The sequence below is a fragment of the Flavobacterium niveum genome, from assembly GCF_055231775.1.
Window position 1 is genome coordinate 185,752 of the sequence record NZ_JBUYSX010000001.1, and the last position, 16,454, is coordinate 202,205.

Sequence of the window (16,454 nt, forward strand, 5' to 3'; positions counted from 1 at the left end):
TTGAATTATATTCTATTTAGCTTGATTTTGCTGAGAATTAACAAAAGTGTGGTTTTTTACACTTTTACATGTATTCAGCACAGAAATATAAGAATACACAAACAATTCACCCGTAGAGGCGTTGCACCACAACGCCTTAATCTGATTACAAAGGCTTGATAGCTGATGGCTGACCGCTGAAAGCTGATTGCTAAACCACCTTCCTTTTACGATGGGTTTTTATAGCAGTGGCAAAGCCCAGGAATGGCAATGCTACCGCGGCTATAAGGCATATTTGTGAGGCAAGGGTATCGCCTACGGTATTAAAAACCACATAGTTTAGCAGCAGGGCAGGAGCTTCCAGGTAGTAGCAGGCCAGGCGGGCATCGCGCGGTGCCAGTTTCAGCCTTTTCCAGAAAAGGGTTATTACCATGGCTATACCCATAAGGCCAAGCAGTATACCGCCGGGGTAGTACATATTGTCCAGTATTAGCTGGCCGGCCCTTAGCAATAAAACTCCGGTTAAGGCTGCGTGGAGCAGCATCTCTGTTTGGCGGGCTAGCTTTCTCATGGTAATATAATAAGGTGTAAGGTTGTAAATGTAGTCAATTGCCCCGGTACTTAAAACCGACATATGTTAAGTTTTGGTATAAAAAAAGCCTCCCGCAGGGGAGGCACTTCAAAATAAATATCTAAAATAAATAAGGACCTTTATAGTATAAAGCGGAGCATCTGCCCGTCTTTACTCAGCAGTTGCACTGGCATACGCTGGCCTTGCTGCTTACGCGAAAGTATCTCTATAACCGTATCAATATCGGTAGCTTTCGTATTGTTGATGCTTAGTATGATACCGTCTTTAAGCTCGTTATAATAAGGTAAAAAGTCGCCATCGGTAATCTCCTTAATACGGATGCCGTAATTAATTTTCAGTGTTTTCTTTTCGGCAGCGCTCAGGTCTTCCAGCTCCAGCCCTTCGTAGGTAAAACTGTTGATTTCGTTTTTGGTAAGCTTCACCGGCAGGGTTATGTTTTTGCCGTCGCGGTTTACCAGTACCTGCACCACATCGTTTGGCCTTTTGGTAACGATTGCCGCATTAATATCAGGGAAGCCGTGGATGTCGTGGTTGTCTATCTTCTTGATGATGTCACCCTTGCGGATTCCGGCTTTCTCGGCGCCGCTTTTGCTCACCACACTGTTTACATAGAAACCCTGTGTTTCAGAAACGCCTATTTCCTTGCTGAATGTGCTGTTCAGTTCGTTACCCTGTATACCCAGTGCGCCGCGTTGTACGTTGCCGTATTCCATAAGGTCTTCCACAATTTTGCGGGTAATGTTGCTCGGCACTGCAAACGAGTAGCCTACGTACGAACCTGTTGTAGACGAAATCATGGTGTTAATACCCACCAGTTCGCCACGGGTGTTTACCAGTGCGCCACCACTGTTGCCGGGGTTTACGGCGGCATCGGTTTGTATGAACGATTGTATGCCTTCTTTGCTCAGGTTTCGCGCCTTAGCCGATACAATACCCGCAGTAACAGTACTGTTCAGGTTGTAGGGGTTACCCACGGCAAGCACCCATTCACCTACCTTAATATCATCGCTGTTGCCAAAGGTGGCGTACGGTAGTTTTTCGTTGGCGTCTATTTTCAGCAGGGCAATGTCCATTTTGCTGTCAGTACCTACCAGCTTGGCCTTATACGTCTTGTTGTTGTTCAGGGTCACTTCCAGCTCGTTAGCATCCTGAATCACGTGGTTGTTGGTTACTATGTAGCCGTCTTCGGTAATAATAACACCGCTTCCGGTACCCACCTGGGCCTGCGGCTGCCCGTTACCGCGGTACCCGAACATATAATCCATCATGCTTACTGGTGCCTGGCGGTATATAGTGTTTTTTACGTGTACTACCGTATGCACGGCCTTGTCTGCCGCTGAGGTAAAATCCACGTTTTCGGCACCGGCGCTGTAGGCTACGGTATGGCTGTCATTGGTTTGCGGAGCTGCTATAGAAAGTGGTGAACGGAATGAAGCGTCTTCAAATACCAGTTTATAAGCTCCAAGGGTAATGGCGCCGCTTAAAAGCGATACCACAAGCATGCTTGAAAAATTTTTCATAAACAATAAGTATTCAGTTTTATTAATGTTAAACTATCAGTTAAAGTGCGGCGAATGCTATAACATCAGTGTCGTTTATATTCGTACTTTTGTGCTACAATACCTGCTTTAAATGGAATCCACTTTTTACAAATACCAGGGCACGGGTAACGACTTCGTGATGATAGACAACCGCGATGAAACCTTTCCCAAAAATAATACCAAACTCGTAGCGCAGCTGTGTGACCGCAGGTTTGGCATAGGGGCTGATGGCCTCATCCTTTTAGAAAACGACGGAAGTACCGATTTTCGTATGGTGTATTATAATTCCGATGGAAATACCAGCAGTATGTGCGGTAACGGTGGGCGCTGCATTGTGGCCTTTGCCAATTTCCTGGGCATTATAGATAACGAAACCGAGTTCTTGGCTGCCGATGGGCGCCACCACGCCACTATAAGCGATGACGGTACCATATCACTGCACATGAAAGATGTAAATACCGTATCGGTTTACGAAGATTATGTGTTCCTTGATACCGGTTCGCCACACCACGTGGAGCTGGTGGAAGACCTGCCGAACCTTGATGTAAAGCACATAGGGGCAAACATTCGCTACAGCGGCCTGTATGGCGATGCCGGGGCCAACGTGAACTTCGTGAGCCAGCTGGGTCCTGACCGTTTTTCGGTGCGCACTTATGAGCGTGGGGTAGAGGACGAAACCTACTCTTGTGGTACCGGCGTTACTGCCGTGGCTATAGCTATGAGGGTTTTGGGCAAGACCGATGCCGATACCATCCACCTGCAAACGCCGGGTGGACAGCTACAGGTGACGTTTGCACAAGATGGCAAGCAGTTTAAGGAAGTATACCTTACCGGCCCTGCCGACTACGTGTTTAAAGGCGACGTTACATGGTAACCCTTACCGGGAATGCCATTTACCTGCGTGCCCTGGAGCCGGAAGACCTCGAATTTATTTACCGTATAGAAAATAACGAAAACCTGTGGGAGGTAAGCTATACGCAAACCCCCTACAGCCGTTTCCTTATCCGCCAGTACCTTGAAAATGCCCACCAGGACATTTACGAGGCAAAACAGCTGCGCCTGGCCATTTGCCTTAAAGAAAGCTTTGAAGCCGTGGGGCTAATTGACCTGTTTGATTATGATCCTGCCAATGCGCGTGCAGGCATAGGGCTTATTGTGGCCGATGAAAACCTGCGTGGCAAGGGCCTGGGCACCGAAGCGCTGGGGCTGGTTATACAATACGCTTTCAGTACGTTGCACCTGCACCAACTCTATGCAAATATTGATACTGCCAATAGCGTAAGTACCGCCCTTTTTACTAATTTTGGCTTCACTTTAGTGGGGGTTAAGCAGCAGTGGAACAGGCGGGGGAATGCCTGGGCCGACGAAGCTTTGTACCAATTGATAAACAAACAATAACTGTAACCTTTTGAAAGCAAGAAAAATTATCGGGATTTTTTCGCTTGTAGTAATACTGGGCGGAACCATAGCGTGCTATATCTTTTATAAAAAGATTTTAGCGGCTAACACCAAATTTGAAGACAAGGAAATGGCTGTCTTTTTACCTACCGGCAGCTCTTTTGAAGATGTAAAAAAAGTAATGGCGCCACTTACCGAAAACCCGGAGAGCTTTGAGTGGGTGGCCGGCCTTAAAAAATACGACCAGAATGTAAAATCGGGTAAGTTTATCATTACCAAAGGTATGAGCAACAACGATATTATAGTATCGCTGCGCAACCCGGTAACGGTAAAGGTGTCGTTTAACAACCAGGAAACCATACAAAACCTTGCAGGCCGCCTGTCGCACCAGCTGGAACCGGACAGCCTGGCAATACTGACTGCGTTTACCGATAAAGAGTTTCTTGATGAAAACGGCCTTAACGAAGACAACGTACTGAGTATTTTTATACCAAACTCGTATGAGTTTTACTGGAATACCACTGCTACCAAGGTGCGCGATAAAATGATTAAAGAGTACCGCAAGTTCTGGAACCCGGGGCGTACTGCCAAAGCCGAAGCGCTGGGACTTACCCCGCTGCAGGTATCGGCACTGGCCTCTATAGTGCACAAGGAAACCGTAAAGACCGATGAAAGGCCGCGTGTGGCCGGTGTATACCTTAACCGCCTTACCAAAGGCATGAAGCTGGAAGCCGACCCTACGGTTATCTATGCCGTAAAAAAGAACTCGGGCGATTTTAACCAGGTTATAAAAAGGGTGCTTTACAAAGACCTTGTGGTAGATTCGCCATACAATACCTATAAGAATAACGGCCTTCCGCCGGGGCCTATTGCCATGCCCGATGTTACGGCTATAGATGCTGTACTTAACCCAGAAAAGCACAATTATATTTATTTCTGCGCAAGCGTAACCAACTTCGGTTACCATGAATTTGCCGTGACACCGGCGCAGCATGAGGTAAACCGCCAAAAGTATGTGGCCTGGGTAGAAAAGATGGGTATAAAGAGGTAAAATCCTACAAAATATTTTGCTAAATGCCCCTTGTAACACCTGCAAGGGGCATTTTTTTCATTACAAAATAGCACTTTTTCATTACAAATCGCCCTTGCGAAACCCGGCCATGCCTATCCTCGGTAGCCCCTGTGTTTAAGGGTGTTCACGGGGTTTTAGGTGGTGGTTTTCGGCTCTTAAAGTTAAGTTAAAGTAAAATTTGTGTATAACTATCTGTTTATCAGGCTTAGGTTTTTTCGTATATTTGCCCCTGTGAAATTCATAATGTGACAGGTTATGAGAAATAATACTGCATGATAAAACGACAATGGATCTACTTTTCCGGGCTGGCACTGTTCATAGTAACTGTAAGCACCGGTTTTAAGACCAAAGAAGAAAAACAGTTCGGAAGGATAGAAGGTTTTCACCTGGCCGAAGACGAAATCACTCATTACTCTGTTCCTACCATTGATGAAACCGCTAAGGTTACTTTTAATTTTCCATCGACAGGAAAATCGTACGTAGGCTTTAAACAGGCAATAGCCATTAAAGAGAGCCAGGGCATGTACACGCTGGTAAACCGTTACGGTTATATGGGCAAGTACCAGTTCGGAAAATCGGCCTTACGTTCGGTAGGCATTACTAATACTAAGGGTTTTCTTAAAAACCCGGGCTTGCAGGAACGTGCTTTCCGCGCGCTGCTAAGCAAAAACAAATGGGAACTCCGTAAAGAAATTGGCCGATACGAAGGTAAAATAATGAAAGGCATTACCATTACCGAATCAGGCATCCTTGCAGCAGCCCACCTTGCGGGCGCTAATTCTGTAAAATTATTTCTTAACAGCAACGGTAAAAACGGTTACCGCGACGGTTTCGGCACATCATTACGCAGCTACATCAAAAAATTTGGCGGGTACGATACTTCGGGCATCGTAGCACATCCCAGCCCACAGGTGCAGCTTTAATCTTTAAGTATAGCATTCAGCTTTTCCTCGGCTTCAGCTAATAATACCTGTTGCCCGGACAGCATATCCCTGGCCTGCATTAAGATGATACGGTTATTCGTGTTCTTAATGCGGGCCATGTTTTTATCCGACAGGTTCTGTACGTGGTTCTTCTGTAATGATTTCAGGTATTCCTTATAGGTATAGCCTTCTGTAAAAGCATCAGAAGCCGTATTATTAGCCAGTATAAACGAACTGAGCCTGTCCTGTAATTTCAGCGACCTTACCCTTGCACTTTGCAGCCCGGTTATAATCTCCTGTTTGCGCGAGGTATGCTTCCTGCTTTTATTAAGCAGGGCAAACAGCAGGTATAATAACAGTAGCACAGCCAATATGCCTGCTATGTAAAATTCCGGTAACATGTGAGTGATTTTTAAGAATGTGTCAAATGTATAAAATTATCCTTATACATTTTAACAGATTTTAACACTTGTTGAAGAAAAAAGGATAATTTAAAATAAGCCTGCTTATTTTAACGAAACGGCAATATTAGCATGAAGTTTAGTTTTTAAAGGCATGAAGTGTCGCTTAATCTGCGTTTTTTTCAGGGGGTGAAAGGGTAGGTGAAGGGAGATTTATGTTTTAACCCTTCTTGTTTAAGCGGTACAGGAAAAAATACCCCGCACAACCCGACACCACCGATGCTAAAAGTATAGCCGCCTTGGCTTCATTTTGTAATTCAACGCTGCCTATAGATAACAGTGCTATAAATACCGACATGGTAAAGCCTATACCACCCAGTATACCCGCCCCGATAAGGTGCAGCCAGTTGGTTCCTTCAGGTAATTTTGCCAGTTTTAGTTTTACGGCAGCCCATGATATGCCTAAAATACCTAACGGTTTTCCCAGCACAAGCCCTAAAATAATGCCCAGCCCCATAGTGCTTACCAGCCCACCTGCCATGCTTTGCTCAAAAGTAATATTGGTATTGGCCAGTGCAAATATGGGCATAATGATAAAGTTTACCGGGTTGCCCAGCAGATGCTCCAGGCGCTCTAAGGGTGATTCGGTGTCATCATCTGTGGTAGGCAGGGTAAAGGCCGTAAGCACACCTGCTATGGTAGCATGTATGCCCGAATGGTGGATGAAATACCACATAAATACCCCGGGGATGATGTAAAACCAGATGCTTTTCAGCTTCATGCGGTTAAATGCCAGTTGCAGTGCAAATACGCCTGCAGCATACAGCAGGTAATTCATGTGTACTTCTTTGGTATAAAAAAATGCGATGACAAGTATGGCCATAAGGTCGTCGGCGATGGCCAGTGCTGCCAAAAATATCTTTAGCTGGTGTGGTACCTTATCACCCAAAAGCGACAGTATACCCAGTGCAAACGCAATATCGGTAGCCATAGGGATGCCCCAGCCTGCCGATGTTCCGGGGGTGTTGTGATTGATAAGGCCGTATATTATGGCAGGGAGCAGTGCTCCGCCCAGTGCAGCAAGTACCGGCAGTGCGGCCTGGCTTACTTCAGAGAGTTCGCCTTCTACTACCTCGCGCTTTATTTCCAGGCCTACCAGCAGGAAAAACACCGCCATAAGGCCGTCGTTTATCCACGAGTTTATGGTGTAATTAAGGTGGATGCTTTTACTTTCAAAGCCAAATTGCGTATCCAGCAGTTTCTGGAAATTATCGGCCAGGCCAGTGTTGGCTATGGTTAATGAGAGTACTACGCTGATAAGCAGCAGTATGCCACCGGCCGATGAGGATGCGAAAAACTTTCGGAATGCGTGTAGGTTGATAAGCTTAGCCATAGTTACAAATATAGCCAATTAGCCCGCTTTTTCCGAGTGTTTTAACAGGTTTATGCTTTCATTACCCTGTATTCGGGGTCGTGGGTAATGTTTACGTCAATCACCGCCGATGCGTTATCTAAAAGCTCCCTTGAATCGGGGCTGAGGTGCTTCAGGTGTACGGTTTTGCCCAGGGCGGCGTATTTTTTGGTAATGCTGTTCAGCGCTTCTATGGCCGACATGTCGGCTATGCGGCTCTCCCTGAAATCAATAACCACCTGTTGTGGGTCGCCTATAATATCAAATAAATCATTAAACACGCTAACCGAACCGAAGAACAACGGGCCGTAAATCGCATAGTGCTTTGTGCCGTCATTGTCAATGTGCTTTTTCGCGCGGATATGCTTGGCGCTTTCCCAAGCAAAAACCAGTGCGCTGATTATTACCCCGATAAGTACTGCCAGTGCCAGGTTGTGTAAAAATATGGTAACGGCGGCCACTAATATCCCTGTTATAATATCTGACTTTGGCATCTTGGTAATGATACGGAAACTGGCCCATTCAAAGGTGCCTATGGCTACCATCATCATTACCCCAGTGAGTGCCGCCATGGGCAGCTTGCCAATAACCGGCGCACCGAAAAGTATGATAGCCAATATGGTCAACGCCCCGATAATCCCCGCCAGTCGCGCACGCGACCCTGCATTAAGGTTTACCATGGTTTGGGCTATCATGGGGCAGCCACCCATACCGGTAAAGAAACCGTTGGCTATATTGGCGGTACCCTGCGCCAGGCATTCGCGGTTGCTGTTGCCGCGCGTACCGGTAATTTCGTCTACGAGGTTCAGGGTCAGCAGGCCTTCGGTAAGGCCCACGGCGCCCATAACCAGTGAGTAGGGGAAGATGATTTTCAGGGTTTCTAAGGTGAAAGGTATATCCGAGATATGGAACGGTGGGAAACCTCCTTTTACCGAAGCAATGTCCTCTACGGTTTTGGTTTCTATGCCAAAGATAAGCACCACGGCAAATACTACAATTATGGCTACCAGCGATGCCGGTACGGCTTTGGTCACCTTCGGGAAGCCGATAACTACGGCTATCGTAAGTGCTACCAATCCCAGCATGGTGTAGAGCGCCGTGCCGGTTAGCCAAGTGGTTTCACCATTGACTACGGTTTTAAACTGCTCCAGCTGCGACATGAAAATAATTACTGCAAGGCCGTTTACAAACCCGTACATAACGGGCTGCGGTACCAGGCGGATGAATTTGCCCAACTTAAACACGCCCACCAGTATCTGGAAAACCCCTGCCAATGCTACGGCGGCAAACACGTAGTCCAACCCCTGCGCTTTCATAAGGGCGATGAGTGTTACCACGGTGGCGCCCGCACCACCCGAAACCAACCCCGGCCTGCCGCCCAGTACTGCGGTTATAAGCCCCATAATAAAGGCAGCGTATAACCCCGTAAGCGGCGGGAACCCTGCCAGTATAGCAAAGGAAAGCGATTCGGGTATCATGGTCATGGCTACGGTAAGCCCGGCCAGTATCTCGTTTTTGTAGTTTATCTTTTGGGAAAAGTCGAAGAATTTCATTGGGTAAAGTTACTGAGTTTTTCGTTACCGTCATTGCGAGCGGAGGTACGGAGCGAAGCAATCTTATAAAGTATTCGAAAGAGTAGATTGCTTCCGTTCGTAATGGCATGCCGGATTGGACTGTTCCAATCATAACGTTTCTCACGCATCGTCATTAACGTAGTGAAGTAATCTCATGTTTTTAATAATGAGATTGCTTCGTTCCTCGCAATGACGGCCCGGATAGGACTATGTTCACTCATTATTATAGATACGAGTGGAGCTGCTCAGAAACTCAGCAGCTAAGTCGCTCAGTAGCTTCTTTAGAATCTATGCACAATAAAAATCGCAGGCCTGTTATGCAGGTCGGGTTTTTCTTTTTTCCACTGGGCTACGGTTTTGGTCTTGATGTATTCCGTGTCCAGGGTAATATCGGCAGCTACGCACAGGTGTGTATTGGGCTGAAGCATTGCTAAAAGATCCTCCATCAGCTTGTTGTTACGGTACGGCGTTTCTATAAACAATTGCGACTGCCCACGCTCCTGCGATGTTTTCTCGAAATACTTCAGGGCGTTTTTCTTGTCGTTTTTGTCGATGGGCAGGTAACCGTTAAATGCAAAGCTTTGGCCGTTCATGCCACTGGCCATCATAGCCAGCAGGATAGAGGAGGGGCCTACAAGCGGCACTACCTGTATGCCTTTTTCATGTGCCAGCTTTACAATGGCAGCGCCGGGGTCGGCTACACCGGGGCAACCGGCTTCGCTCATTAACCCTACGTTTTTACCTTCCATGCAGGGCTGTATAAAAGCAGCGTGCTCAGACGCTTCTGTACGTTTGTTCAGTACCGAAAGCTTCAGGTCGGGTTGTTTTTTGGTGGGGAGTATCGCCTTAATAAAGCGGCGTGCCGTTTTTTCGTTCTCTACTATATAGTGGTCTATAAACTCTATGGAGCGCGCCACGGTTTCGGGCAGCACATCCTTAGGGTTGGCGTCTTCGCCCAGCGGAACGGGCAACAGGTACAACTTACCGGCTGGCATTACTTATGGTTTTTAAGGATTTTTGCGGCGGCAATAGTACAGGCTTCGTCAAGCATGTCGTATACATCTTCAAAGCCCTGCGGGCCGCCATAGTATGGGTCTGGTACTTCTACGCCCAGTTCGGGGTGAAGTTCGTCCATTATCAATTTTACTTTATGCTTTTGTGCAGCAGGAGCCAGGTGTAATACATCACTAAGGTTACTGCTGTCCATTACATATATATAGTCAAAAGTATCGAAGTCTGATTTTTTAAGCTGGCGTGCTTTCTGTGTGCTGATGTCAAGCCCGCGGCCTTTGGCGGTGCTTATAGAGCGTTTATCAGGGCATTGGCCTGCATGCCAGCCGCCGGTACCCGCGCTGTCTACCGTAAATTTATCCGATGGCAATTTGCTCTGCATAATCCCTTCGGCCAGTGGCGAACGGCATATATTACCCAGGCAAACCATCAGTATCTTTACAGCCATTACACCGAAAGTTTTTTGTTGATGTCGTCTACAAATTTTCGGAACTGCTTATCGGTAGTCACCAGGTTGTCTACGGTTTTGCAGGCGTGCAGTACGGTAGCATGGTCGCGGTCGCCTATCTGCGAGCCGATGTTTGCCAGTGAAGACTTTGTGTACTTCTTGGCAAAGAACATGGCCAGCTGCCTGGCTTGTACCACATGGCGCTTACGCGTTTTAGATTTCAGCGTATCTACATCAAGCTGGAAATAATCCGACACTACCTTTTGTATGTAGTCTATAGATATTTCGCGCTTTATGTTTTTTACAAACTTCTCTACCACCATCTTGGCAAGCTCAAGGGTTACCTCACGGTGGTTAAATGACGACTGTGCGATTAGTGAAATTATGGCACCTTCAAGTTCGCGTACATTGCTCTTAATATTACGGGCTACGTACTCTACAATTTCCTGTGGCATCTCTACACCGTCGCGGTACAGGATGTGGTTCAGGATGGAGATACGTGTTTCATAATCAGGCTGGTGCAGCTCTGCCGAAAGCCCCCACTTAAAGCGTGAAAGCAGGCGTTGCTCTATGTCCTGCATGTCTACAGGCGCCTTATCTGATGTAAGGATAACCTGTTTGCCATTTTGGTGCAGGTGGTTAAAGATGTGGAAAAACACATCCTGCGTACCGGTTTTACCCGACAGGAACTGTACGTCGTCTATAATAAGGACGTCTATCAGCTGATAGAAGTGGATAAAGTCGTTGCGGGTATTGCGTTTTACCGAGTCGATATACTGCTGGGTGAATATCTCAGCCGAAATATACAGCACGGTTTTTTCAGGGTATTTCTCTTTAATCTCAATGCCTATCGCGTGTGCAAGGTGGGTTTTGCCCAAACCTACACCACCGAAGATAAGCAGCGGGTTAAACGAGGTTCCGCCCGGTTTGTTTGCCACGGCCATACCTGCCGAACGGGCAAGACGGTTAGAGTCGCCCTCAAAAAAGTTATCGAAACTGTAATTGGCATTCAGTTGCGATTCTATTTTAAGGTTGCGTATACCGGGTATTACAAACGGGTTTTTAAGCTCTGGGTTTTTGTTTTGTACAGGTACGTCTACCTCCTGTGGTTTTACAGGGGCACGGTGGGCACTTGGCAACTGCTCTGTAAAGGGCTGTTTGTTGCCGTAAGTGTTTTCCATCTTAATTTTATAAAGTAACTTAGCGCCCTGTCCAAGTTCTTTAGTAAGCGCCACCTTCAGGAGTTTCACATAGTGTTCTTCCAGCCATTCGTAAAAAAATTTACTCGGCACTTGTATATACAGTGCGTTGTCTGAAAGTTCTACTGCTCTTATCGGTTCGAACCAGGTTTTGTATGCCTGATCCTGTATATTGTCCTTTATGAACGACAGACAGTTCTCCCATACCGATTGCGCAGTTTTCGTCATATCCTGAATATTAGGTGTTTATAATTGTTGCTTTTACTAATGCGGAATGCACAGGTTCATTCCTTTTCGGGAGAACAAATATGAGTACAAAATTCCTCAAAAAAAAACTTTGGGTGTATTGATTATTCTAAAAAAAAATTGTAAGCATCTGTAACATAAATTTAGGTTAAAATTAACATTAAAAAAATATGAATTTTCACGAATTTACTGTACGTGTACGATACGCCGAAACCGACCAGATGGGTGTGGTTTATCACGGTAATTATGCACAATATTTTGAAATGGGCCGTGTGGAATGGCTTCGTAATCTTGGAGTTAGCTATAAATCTATGGAAGAGGCCGGTGTAATGCTTCCGGTGGTGTCGCTTAGCATGAATTATAAAAAACCGACTAAGTATGACGACCTTCTGCGGGTGCGTACCATCTTTAAAAAACAGCAAGGCGTTAAGATAGAATTTGACTACGAAATATACAACGAAACTAACGAGTTATTAACAACCGGGTACTCTATGTTAGTGTTCGTAGACATGAAAACCGGGCGCCCTGTAAGCCCTCCGGATTACGTAAAAGAGAAGCTCAACTTTTAGTTTAAAGTTTCAGGTTTAAAGTTATTTTTAAAGTTGTTTGAACATACAGAACGGTCAAAAAACTTGAAACTTTAAACCTGAAACAAAACTTCTATCGTATAAAGACTCTCAAACGCCTCAAGTACCATTGGGGCGTTTTTTTTGCGGGTGGCCACTACCATTTCGCAGTCCATTTCCATTTTTTGGGAAACCACCTCCAGGTTCTTTTCCTTAATCACTCGCATCACGCGGTTCATGTCCTGGTACCCGAATTTAAGGGTGTAGTGCACGTCTATGGTTTTTTCCACAATTTCGCTTGCTTCGAGTGCCATTTGTGCCGAAAGCCTGTACGCGGCAATAAGCCCGCCCACACCCAGCTTTACCCCACCGAAATACCGCACCGAAATCACCAGCACATTAGTAACCCCAAAGCTTTGTATTTGCCCGTAAATAGGTTGGCCAGCAGTGTTGCTGGGTTCACCGTCGTCGTTAGCGCGGTAGTACACGTTAGGTTCGGTGCCCAGCTGGAAGGCATAGCACCAGTGGCGTGCCTGCGGGTGCTGTTTCTTAATGTCTGCCAGTATGGTTTTTACTTCGGCTTCATCTGCCACGGGGAAAGCATAGCCAAAGAACTTGCTGCCCTTTTCCTTAAACAGGGTTTCGTTGCCGGGGGCGGCCAGTGTATTGTACGTATCTTTTTCCATGCCGGGCGCAAAGGTAGGGCAAAATATATTTTATTAACTTTGAAATATAAATAGGATGATAAGCAATGGGTAAAAAAGAAGATTTGAAGTATACTTTGGATAAACTGTATAGATGCCGAGATTTAGAAATATCTAATCTTTGGCAAAGGTCAGTTTTTTTATCAGTTTTTTTAATACTTTGTTTCACTGCCTATGGCTATATTGTTTTTGAGATAGTTAAGGTCGATTATAAATCAAACATAATATTGAGATATAGTACGGCATGTCTTTTTATATGCTGTATTGGGGTAATTTTTTCAATTATTTGGATATTGATGGCTAAAGCATCAAAAGCTTGGTATGAAGTTTATGAAAATGCTATAAGTAAGTTCGAATGGAAACATTATAAAAAAATGGGTTTGCCGAAAGAAAATATAATGGGTAATATGGGATTTCCGCAGACTTTTAGAAGTGATAGCATTTTTTCTACCAAAGGAGGGGCCTTTTCACCCTCAAAGATTAATATTGCAATTGGACAAATGAGCTTTTATTTATGGATTCTATTTATGATTCTCCATATTATCTGTAACATAATTAATTTGACTTATTTTGATGTAGTTTATCTAGTAATTACAATTTTATTACCTCTGCTTACTGTTATAGTATGTATACTACTAATATATATGCCGACTTATCTCAAAAGCGGATTTTTGATACATTAAAACTGTGGGAAATTTTATACCTTAGGTATTCCAAATAAACAGGAAAAACTGAAAACAACTATTATGAAAAAAACGTTTGTAACATCGGCATTGGCGTTACTGCTGCTGGCTTCATGCGGGCAAACCGAAAAACCTAAAGAGCTGTACTGCGGCATAGGCATGAGCGCCTTTGAGGTGATTGATGCCAAGACCCTGGCAGCCAACTTTAAATACACCGAAGAAGACAAAACCCTGCTGGGCGAAGTAACCCAGGCGGTTACGGCTATAGATACCACCAAGAAGATTGATGTGTACTTTTTTAACCACAAACCGGAGGAAATTGGGGTGTATATTGTAGCCCCTGACGATAAGGCGCTGGTAGAAAAAATAAGCTGCAACATACTGAAGAGTAGCATAACCGGCCTGCCTGCAACACGCAAGGTGGTGTTTTATACTAACGAACACAATAACCTTGTAGCAGCTGTAAAAACCAAACCGGCTGAGGCTAAATAGTTTAATGGTTGTTCGTCTTCCATTTCGAGCGTAGCCTTAGCGAAGTCGAGAAATCTCTTTTAATCAATGTTTTGAGATTTCTCCATTCCGCTTCGCTTCAGTCGAAATGGAAGACGTATAAAACCTATATATTCCCTAACAACCACTTCGAAAATTCCTCAACGGTGCCAAACATCGCATCAGGGTGCATGGCAGCCAGTTGATCGGGTTCCGCGGTTTCTGCCCAGGCGGCACCGGCTATGGGTATGCCCGCTTCGCGGCAGGCGGTAACATCGCTCGGGGCATCGCCTACGTAGATTACTTCGTTTTTATCAAGGTCGCCCCACAGGTTAAGGATTGCCTTAATACCCTGTGGTTTGCTCGGCCCTTCGGGTACACCGGTTTCCAGCAATTCAAAGTAGGGGAGCAGCCCAAATTTCTCAAGCGATACCAATGCGCTGCTGCGGCCTTTCCCTGTTACCATTGCCGTACGTATACCTTTTTGCTTTAGTTGTTCCAAAAGCGGTATAATGCCTTCAAACGGCGCTTCGCACATGCTGTGGAGGGCTGTGTAATGGGTAAGGTAGTCGGTTACGCCCTGTTCGTAGTAATCAGGGGCGAGTGCCATTATGGTACCCTCCTCGCTGGGGCCAAAAGTGGCTATGATTTCGGCATCGCTTACACTGCGGTTTATGTGCGGCTCTATAGCCAGGCGGAATGCTGCTATGCACAACGGCAATGTATTGGCTACGGTACCGTCAAGGTCGAAAATTACGGCTTTTAGTTTTTGCATTTTCAGATATGATTGAATTTCAAATATAAAACAAAAAACCGCAGCATTACTGCCGCGGTTTGTATCTGAGATATTGAATTGTTACTCCACTTTTAAGCCTAATCCCTCTATATATCCCTTGTTCTGGAAACAGTTTTTATACGCACAGTTTTCCAGGAAACCATTCAGGGCCTGCTGCACCTTAATGCGGTCGGGCATGTTGTTGCGTATCTTTTCAAAACTACCACGGTCGGCTTCAGCATATTTGGTAATCAGCGGGTAACTTTCCGGCTGCTTAAAGTTCATAATGCCACGGGTGTTGTCCATCTTTTTATACGGCCAATATGCCCAGTGGATATCATTTTTATTTAGCAGTGGGGTGAACTCCTTAATCCACTCATCGGTATTCTCACCGGTTTCACCTATATATATAGGCACATTGTGTTTTGCGCGGAAGTCCACATACTTCTGTATGGCATCCTGGTTAATGTCAAACCAGTACTTATGGAACTCGTACACTATATTGTCATCCAGTATGCTTTCAAACACCCCGAAATCGCCCGCCCATACCGAGCCGTTCAGGAAAATGCTGTGCTTTTTGTCCACCTTGCGTACATCGGCTACAAGCCTTTGGTACAGCAGGAAAAGGCGGTGGTTATAATCGGGTATTTCCTTCAGGAAATAGTGGGCTAAGGGTTCGTTTGCCAGGTCATAGCCTATAATTATCGGGTCGTTGTTATAGTGCTGCGCTATACGTACCCAAATATCGCTCATTTCATCCTGGCTCGCCTTGCTAAAGTACAACCACGGGTAGCCTGCACTGTCGTCTATGTTATCGCCGGTTTGGCCGCCGGGTGCGCAGTGCATGTCCAGCAATACGTAGAGGTTTTCGGCACGGCACCATTCTACCACACGGTCCATGTAGGCAAAGCCCGCATTGCGCGTACCCATGTACAGGTCATTGGTAAACAGTTTGTAGTGAAACGGCAGGCGGATGTGGTTACAGCCAATGCGCTTCAGGTACTTAATGTCGTCGTGGGTAATGTAGCGGTCCAGGTATTTGTGCCAAAATGCCGTGGTACTGTCCGGGCCTACCAGCTGGGTAAGCATCTCGTCTATTTTTGCAGGGGCGCTTACCTGCCCGGTTTTAAACATATAGCCTTCGGGTACCAGCCAGTTGCCCAGGTTAGTCCCTTTCAGCATTATGGCTTCGCCGGTAGGGGTAATGATGTTTTTTCCGCTGGTGTGCGGAACTTTTGTACTGTTGCCAAACTTGCTTTGGCCCACGTCTTTCTGCGCCGAGCATGATGCCAATAGCAGCGCAAGGGCCGCAATAAGGCCCTTAGGTAATAGTTGTTTCATTAGAACAGATGTTATGTTTTGGAAGGCTAAAGATACAAACTATTACGTTATAGCGTGGGCAGGACATAAAAAAAGCCCCCGTGCCTGTACAAGCACGGGGG

Annotated in this window: 18 protein-coding genes; 7 read left to right on the top strand and 11 right to left on the bottom strand. The window is 45.8% G+C overall.

Annotated elements, in window-relative coordinates; translation table 11 throughout:
* Window positions 1–190: 190 nt before the first annotated feature.
* Together ACZIX4_RS00785 and ACZIX4_RS00790 are read right to left on the bottom strand one after the other, a co-directional pair.
* Entirely contained in the window at window positions 191–550 is a 360-nt protein-coding gene (locus ACZIX4_RS00785) for a hypothetical protein (protein WP_463333706.1), read from the bottom strand.
* Window positions 551–690: 140 nt separating this feature from the next.
* Window positions 691–2,091 carry a S1C family serine protease gene (locus ACZIX4_RS00790; protein ID WP_463333707.1) on the bottom strand — a complete coding sequence of 467 codons (1,401 nt, stop codon included), beginning with the start codon at window positions 2,089–2,091 and terminating at the stop codon, window positions 691–693.
* 112 nt (window positions 2,092–2,203) lie between these two features.
* Between ACZIX4_RS00790 and dapF the strand changes: the two genes are divergently transcribed.
* From dapF to ACZIX4_RS00810, 4 genes are all read left to right on the top strand, one after another.
* Complete coding sequence (dapF, locus tag ACZIX4_RS00795; RefSeq protein ID WP_463333708.1) at window positions 2,204–2,986, top strand: diaminopimelate epimerase; 783 nt, start codon at window positions 2,204–2,206, stop codon at window positions 2,984–2,986.
* Window positions 2,980–3,510 carry a GNAT family N-acetyltransferase gene (locus tag ACZIX4_RS00800; RefSeq protein WP_463333709.1) on the top strand — a complete coding sequence of 177 codons (531 nt, stop codon included), beginning with the start codon at window positions 2,980–2,982 and terminating at the stop codon, window positions 3,508–3,510. The genes dapF and ACZIX4_RS00800 overlap by 7 nt, the downstream gene beginning before the upstream one ends.
* Before the next feature lie 10 nt (window positions 3,511–3,520).
* Window positions 3,521–4,561: an endolytic transglycosylase MltG gene (mltG, locus tag ACZIX4_RS00805; protein ID WP_463333710.1), complete on the top strand. Its 1,041-nt coding sequence runs from the start codon at window positions 3,521–3,523 to the stop codon at window positions 4,559–4,561.
* A gap of 293 nt (window positions 4,562–4,854) precedes the next feature.
* On the top strand, window positions 4,855–5,505 hold the full coding sequence (locus tag ACZIX4_RS00810) for a peptidoglycan-binding protein LysM (RefSeq protein WP_463333711.1): 651 nt from the start codon (window positions 4,855–4,857) through the stop codon (window positions 5,503–5,505).
* Here ACZIX4_RS00810 and ACZIX4_RS00815 read toward each other — a convergent pair.
* From ACZIX4_RS00815 to dnaA, 6 genes are all read right to left on the bottom strand, one after another.
* Window positions 5,502–5,906 (bottom strand): hypothetical protein, encoded by a 405-nt coding sequence (locus ACZIX4_RS00815; protein WP_463333712.1) that lies wholly within the window; start codon window positions 5,904–5,906, stop codon window positions 5,502–5,504. The genes ACZIX4_RS00810 and ACZIX4_RS00815 overlap by 4 nt on opposite strands.
* A 220-nt stretch (window positions 5,907–6,126) precedes the next feature.
* On the bottom strand, window positions 6,127–7,299 hold the full coding sequence (gene nhaA, locus ACZIX4_RS00820) for a Na+/H+ antiporter NhaA (RefSeq protein ID WP_463334574.1): 1,173 nt from the start codon (window positions 7,297–7,299) through the stop codon (window positions 6,127–6,129).
* A gap of 50 nt (window positions 7,300–7,349) precedes the next feature.
* Window positions 7,350–8,870, bottom strand: coding sequence for a SulP family inorganic anion transporter (locus ACZIX4_RS00825; protein ID WP_463333713.1), 1,521 nt, complete (start codon window positions 8,868–8,870; stop codon window positions 7,350–7,352).
* A 302-nt stretch (window positions 8,871–9,172) separates the two neighbouring features.
* Entirely contained in the window at window positions 9,173–9,886 is a 714-nt protein-coding gene (locus ACZIX4_RS00830; RefSeq protein WP_463333714.1) for an SAM-dependent methyltransferase, read from the bottom strand.
* Window positions 9,886–10,350, bottom strand: coding sequence for a low molecular weight protein-tyrosine-phosphatase (locus ACZIX4_RS00835; protein ID WP_463333715.1), 465 nt, complete (start codon window positions 10,348–10,350; stop codon window positions 9,886–9,888). Before ACZIX4_RS00835 ends, ACZIX4_RS00830 begins: the two co-directional genes overlap by 1 nt.
* Window positions 10,350–11,777 carry a chromosomal replication initiator protein DnaA gene (dnaA, locus tag ACZIX4_RS00840; RefSeq protein WP_463333716.1) on the bottom strand — a complete coding sequence of 476 codons (1,428 nt, stop codon included), beginning with the start codon at window positions 11,775–11,777 and terminating at the stop codon, window positions 10,350–10,352. The genes ACZIX4_RS00835 and dnaA overlap by 1 nt, the downstream gene beginning before the upstream one ends.
* Before the next feature lie 188 nt (window positions 11,778–11,965).
* On the opposite strand from dnaA, the gene ACZIX4_RS00845 reads away from it, so the two are divergent.
* Window positions 11,966–12,364: an acyl-CoA thioesterase gene (locus ACZIX4_RS00845; protein ID WP_463333717.1), complete on the top strand. Its 399-nt coding sequence runs from the start codon at window positions 11,966–11,968 to the stop codon at window positions 12,362–12,364.
* A gap of 71 nt (window positions 12,365–12,435) precedes the next feature.
* Here the strand turns inward: ACZIX4_RS00845 and ACZIX4_RS00850 are convergent, their stop codons facing one another.
* Window positions 12,436–13,047 carry an IMPACT family protein gene (locus ACZIX4_RS00850; RefSeq protein WP_463333718.1) on the bottom strand — a complete coding sequence of 204 codons (612 nt, stop codon included), beginning with the start codon at window positions 13,045–13,047 and terminating at the stop codon, window positions 12,436–12,438.
* Between the two features lie 65 nt (window positions 13,048–13,112).
* Between ACZIX4_RS00850 and ACZIX4_RS00855 the strand changes: the two genes are divergently transcribed.
* Together ACZIX4_RS00855 and ACZIX4_RS00860 are read left to right on the top strand one after the other, a co-directional pair.
* Complete coding sequence (locus tag ACZIX4_RS00855; protein WP_463333719.1) at window positions 13,113–13,748, top strand: RipA family octameric membrane protein; 636 nt, start codon at window positions 13,113–13,115, stop codon at window positions 13,746–13,748.
* A 63-nt stretch (window positions 13,749–13,811) separates the two neighbouring features.
* On the top strand, window positions 13,812–14,240 hold the full coding sequence (locus ACZIX4_RS00860; RefSeq protein ID WP_463333720.1) for a hypothetical protein: 429 nt from the start codon (window positions 13,812–13,814) through the stop codon (window positions 14,238–14,240).
* A gap of 124 nt (window positions 14,241–14,364) precedes the next feature.
* On the opposite strand, the gene ACZIX4_RS00865 is transcribed toward ACZIX4_RS00860, so the two are convergent.
* Entirely contained in the window at window positions 14,365–15,012 is a 648-nt protein-coding gene (locus tag ACZIX4_RS00865; protein WP_463333721.1) for an HAD family hydrolase, read from the bottom strand.
* Window positions 15,013–15,093: 81 nt separating this feature from the next.
* Window positions 15,094–16,353: a glycoside hydrolase family 5 protein gene (locus tag ACZIX4_RS00870; protein ID WP_463333722.1), complete on the bottom strand. Its 1,260-nt coding sequence runs from the start codon at window positions 16,351–16,353 to the stop codon at window positions 15,094–15,096.
* Window positions 16,354–16,454: the final 101 nt, after the last annotated feature.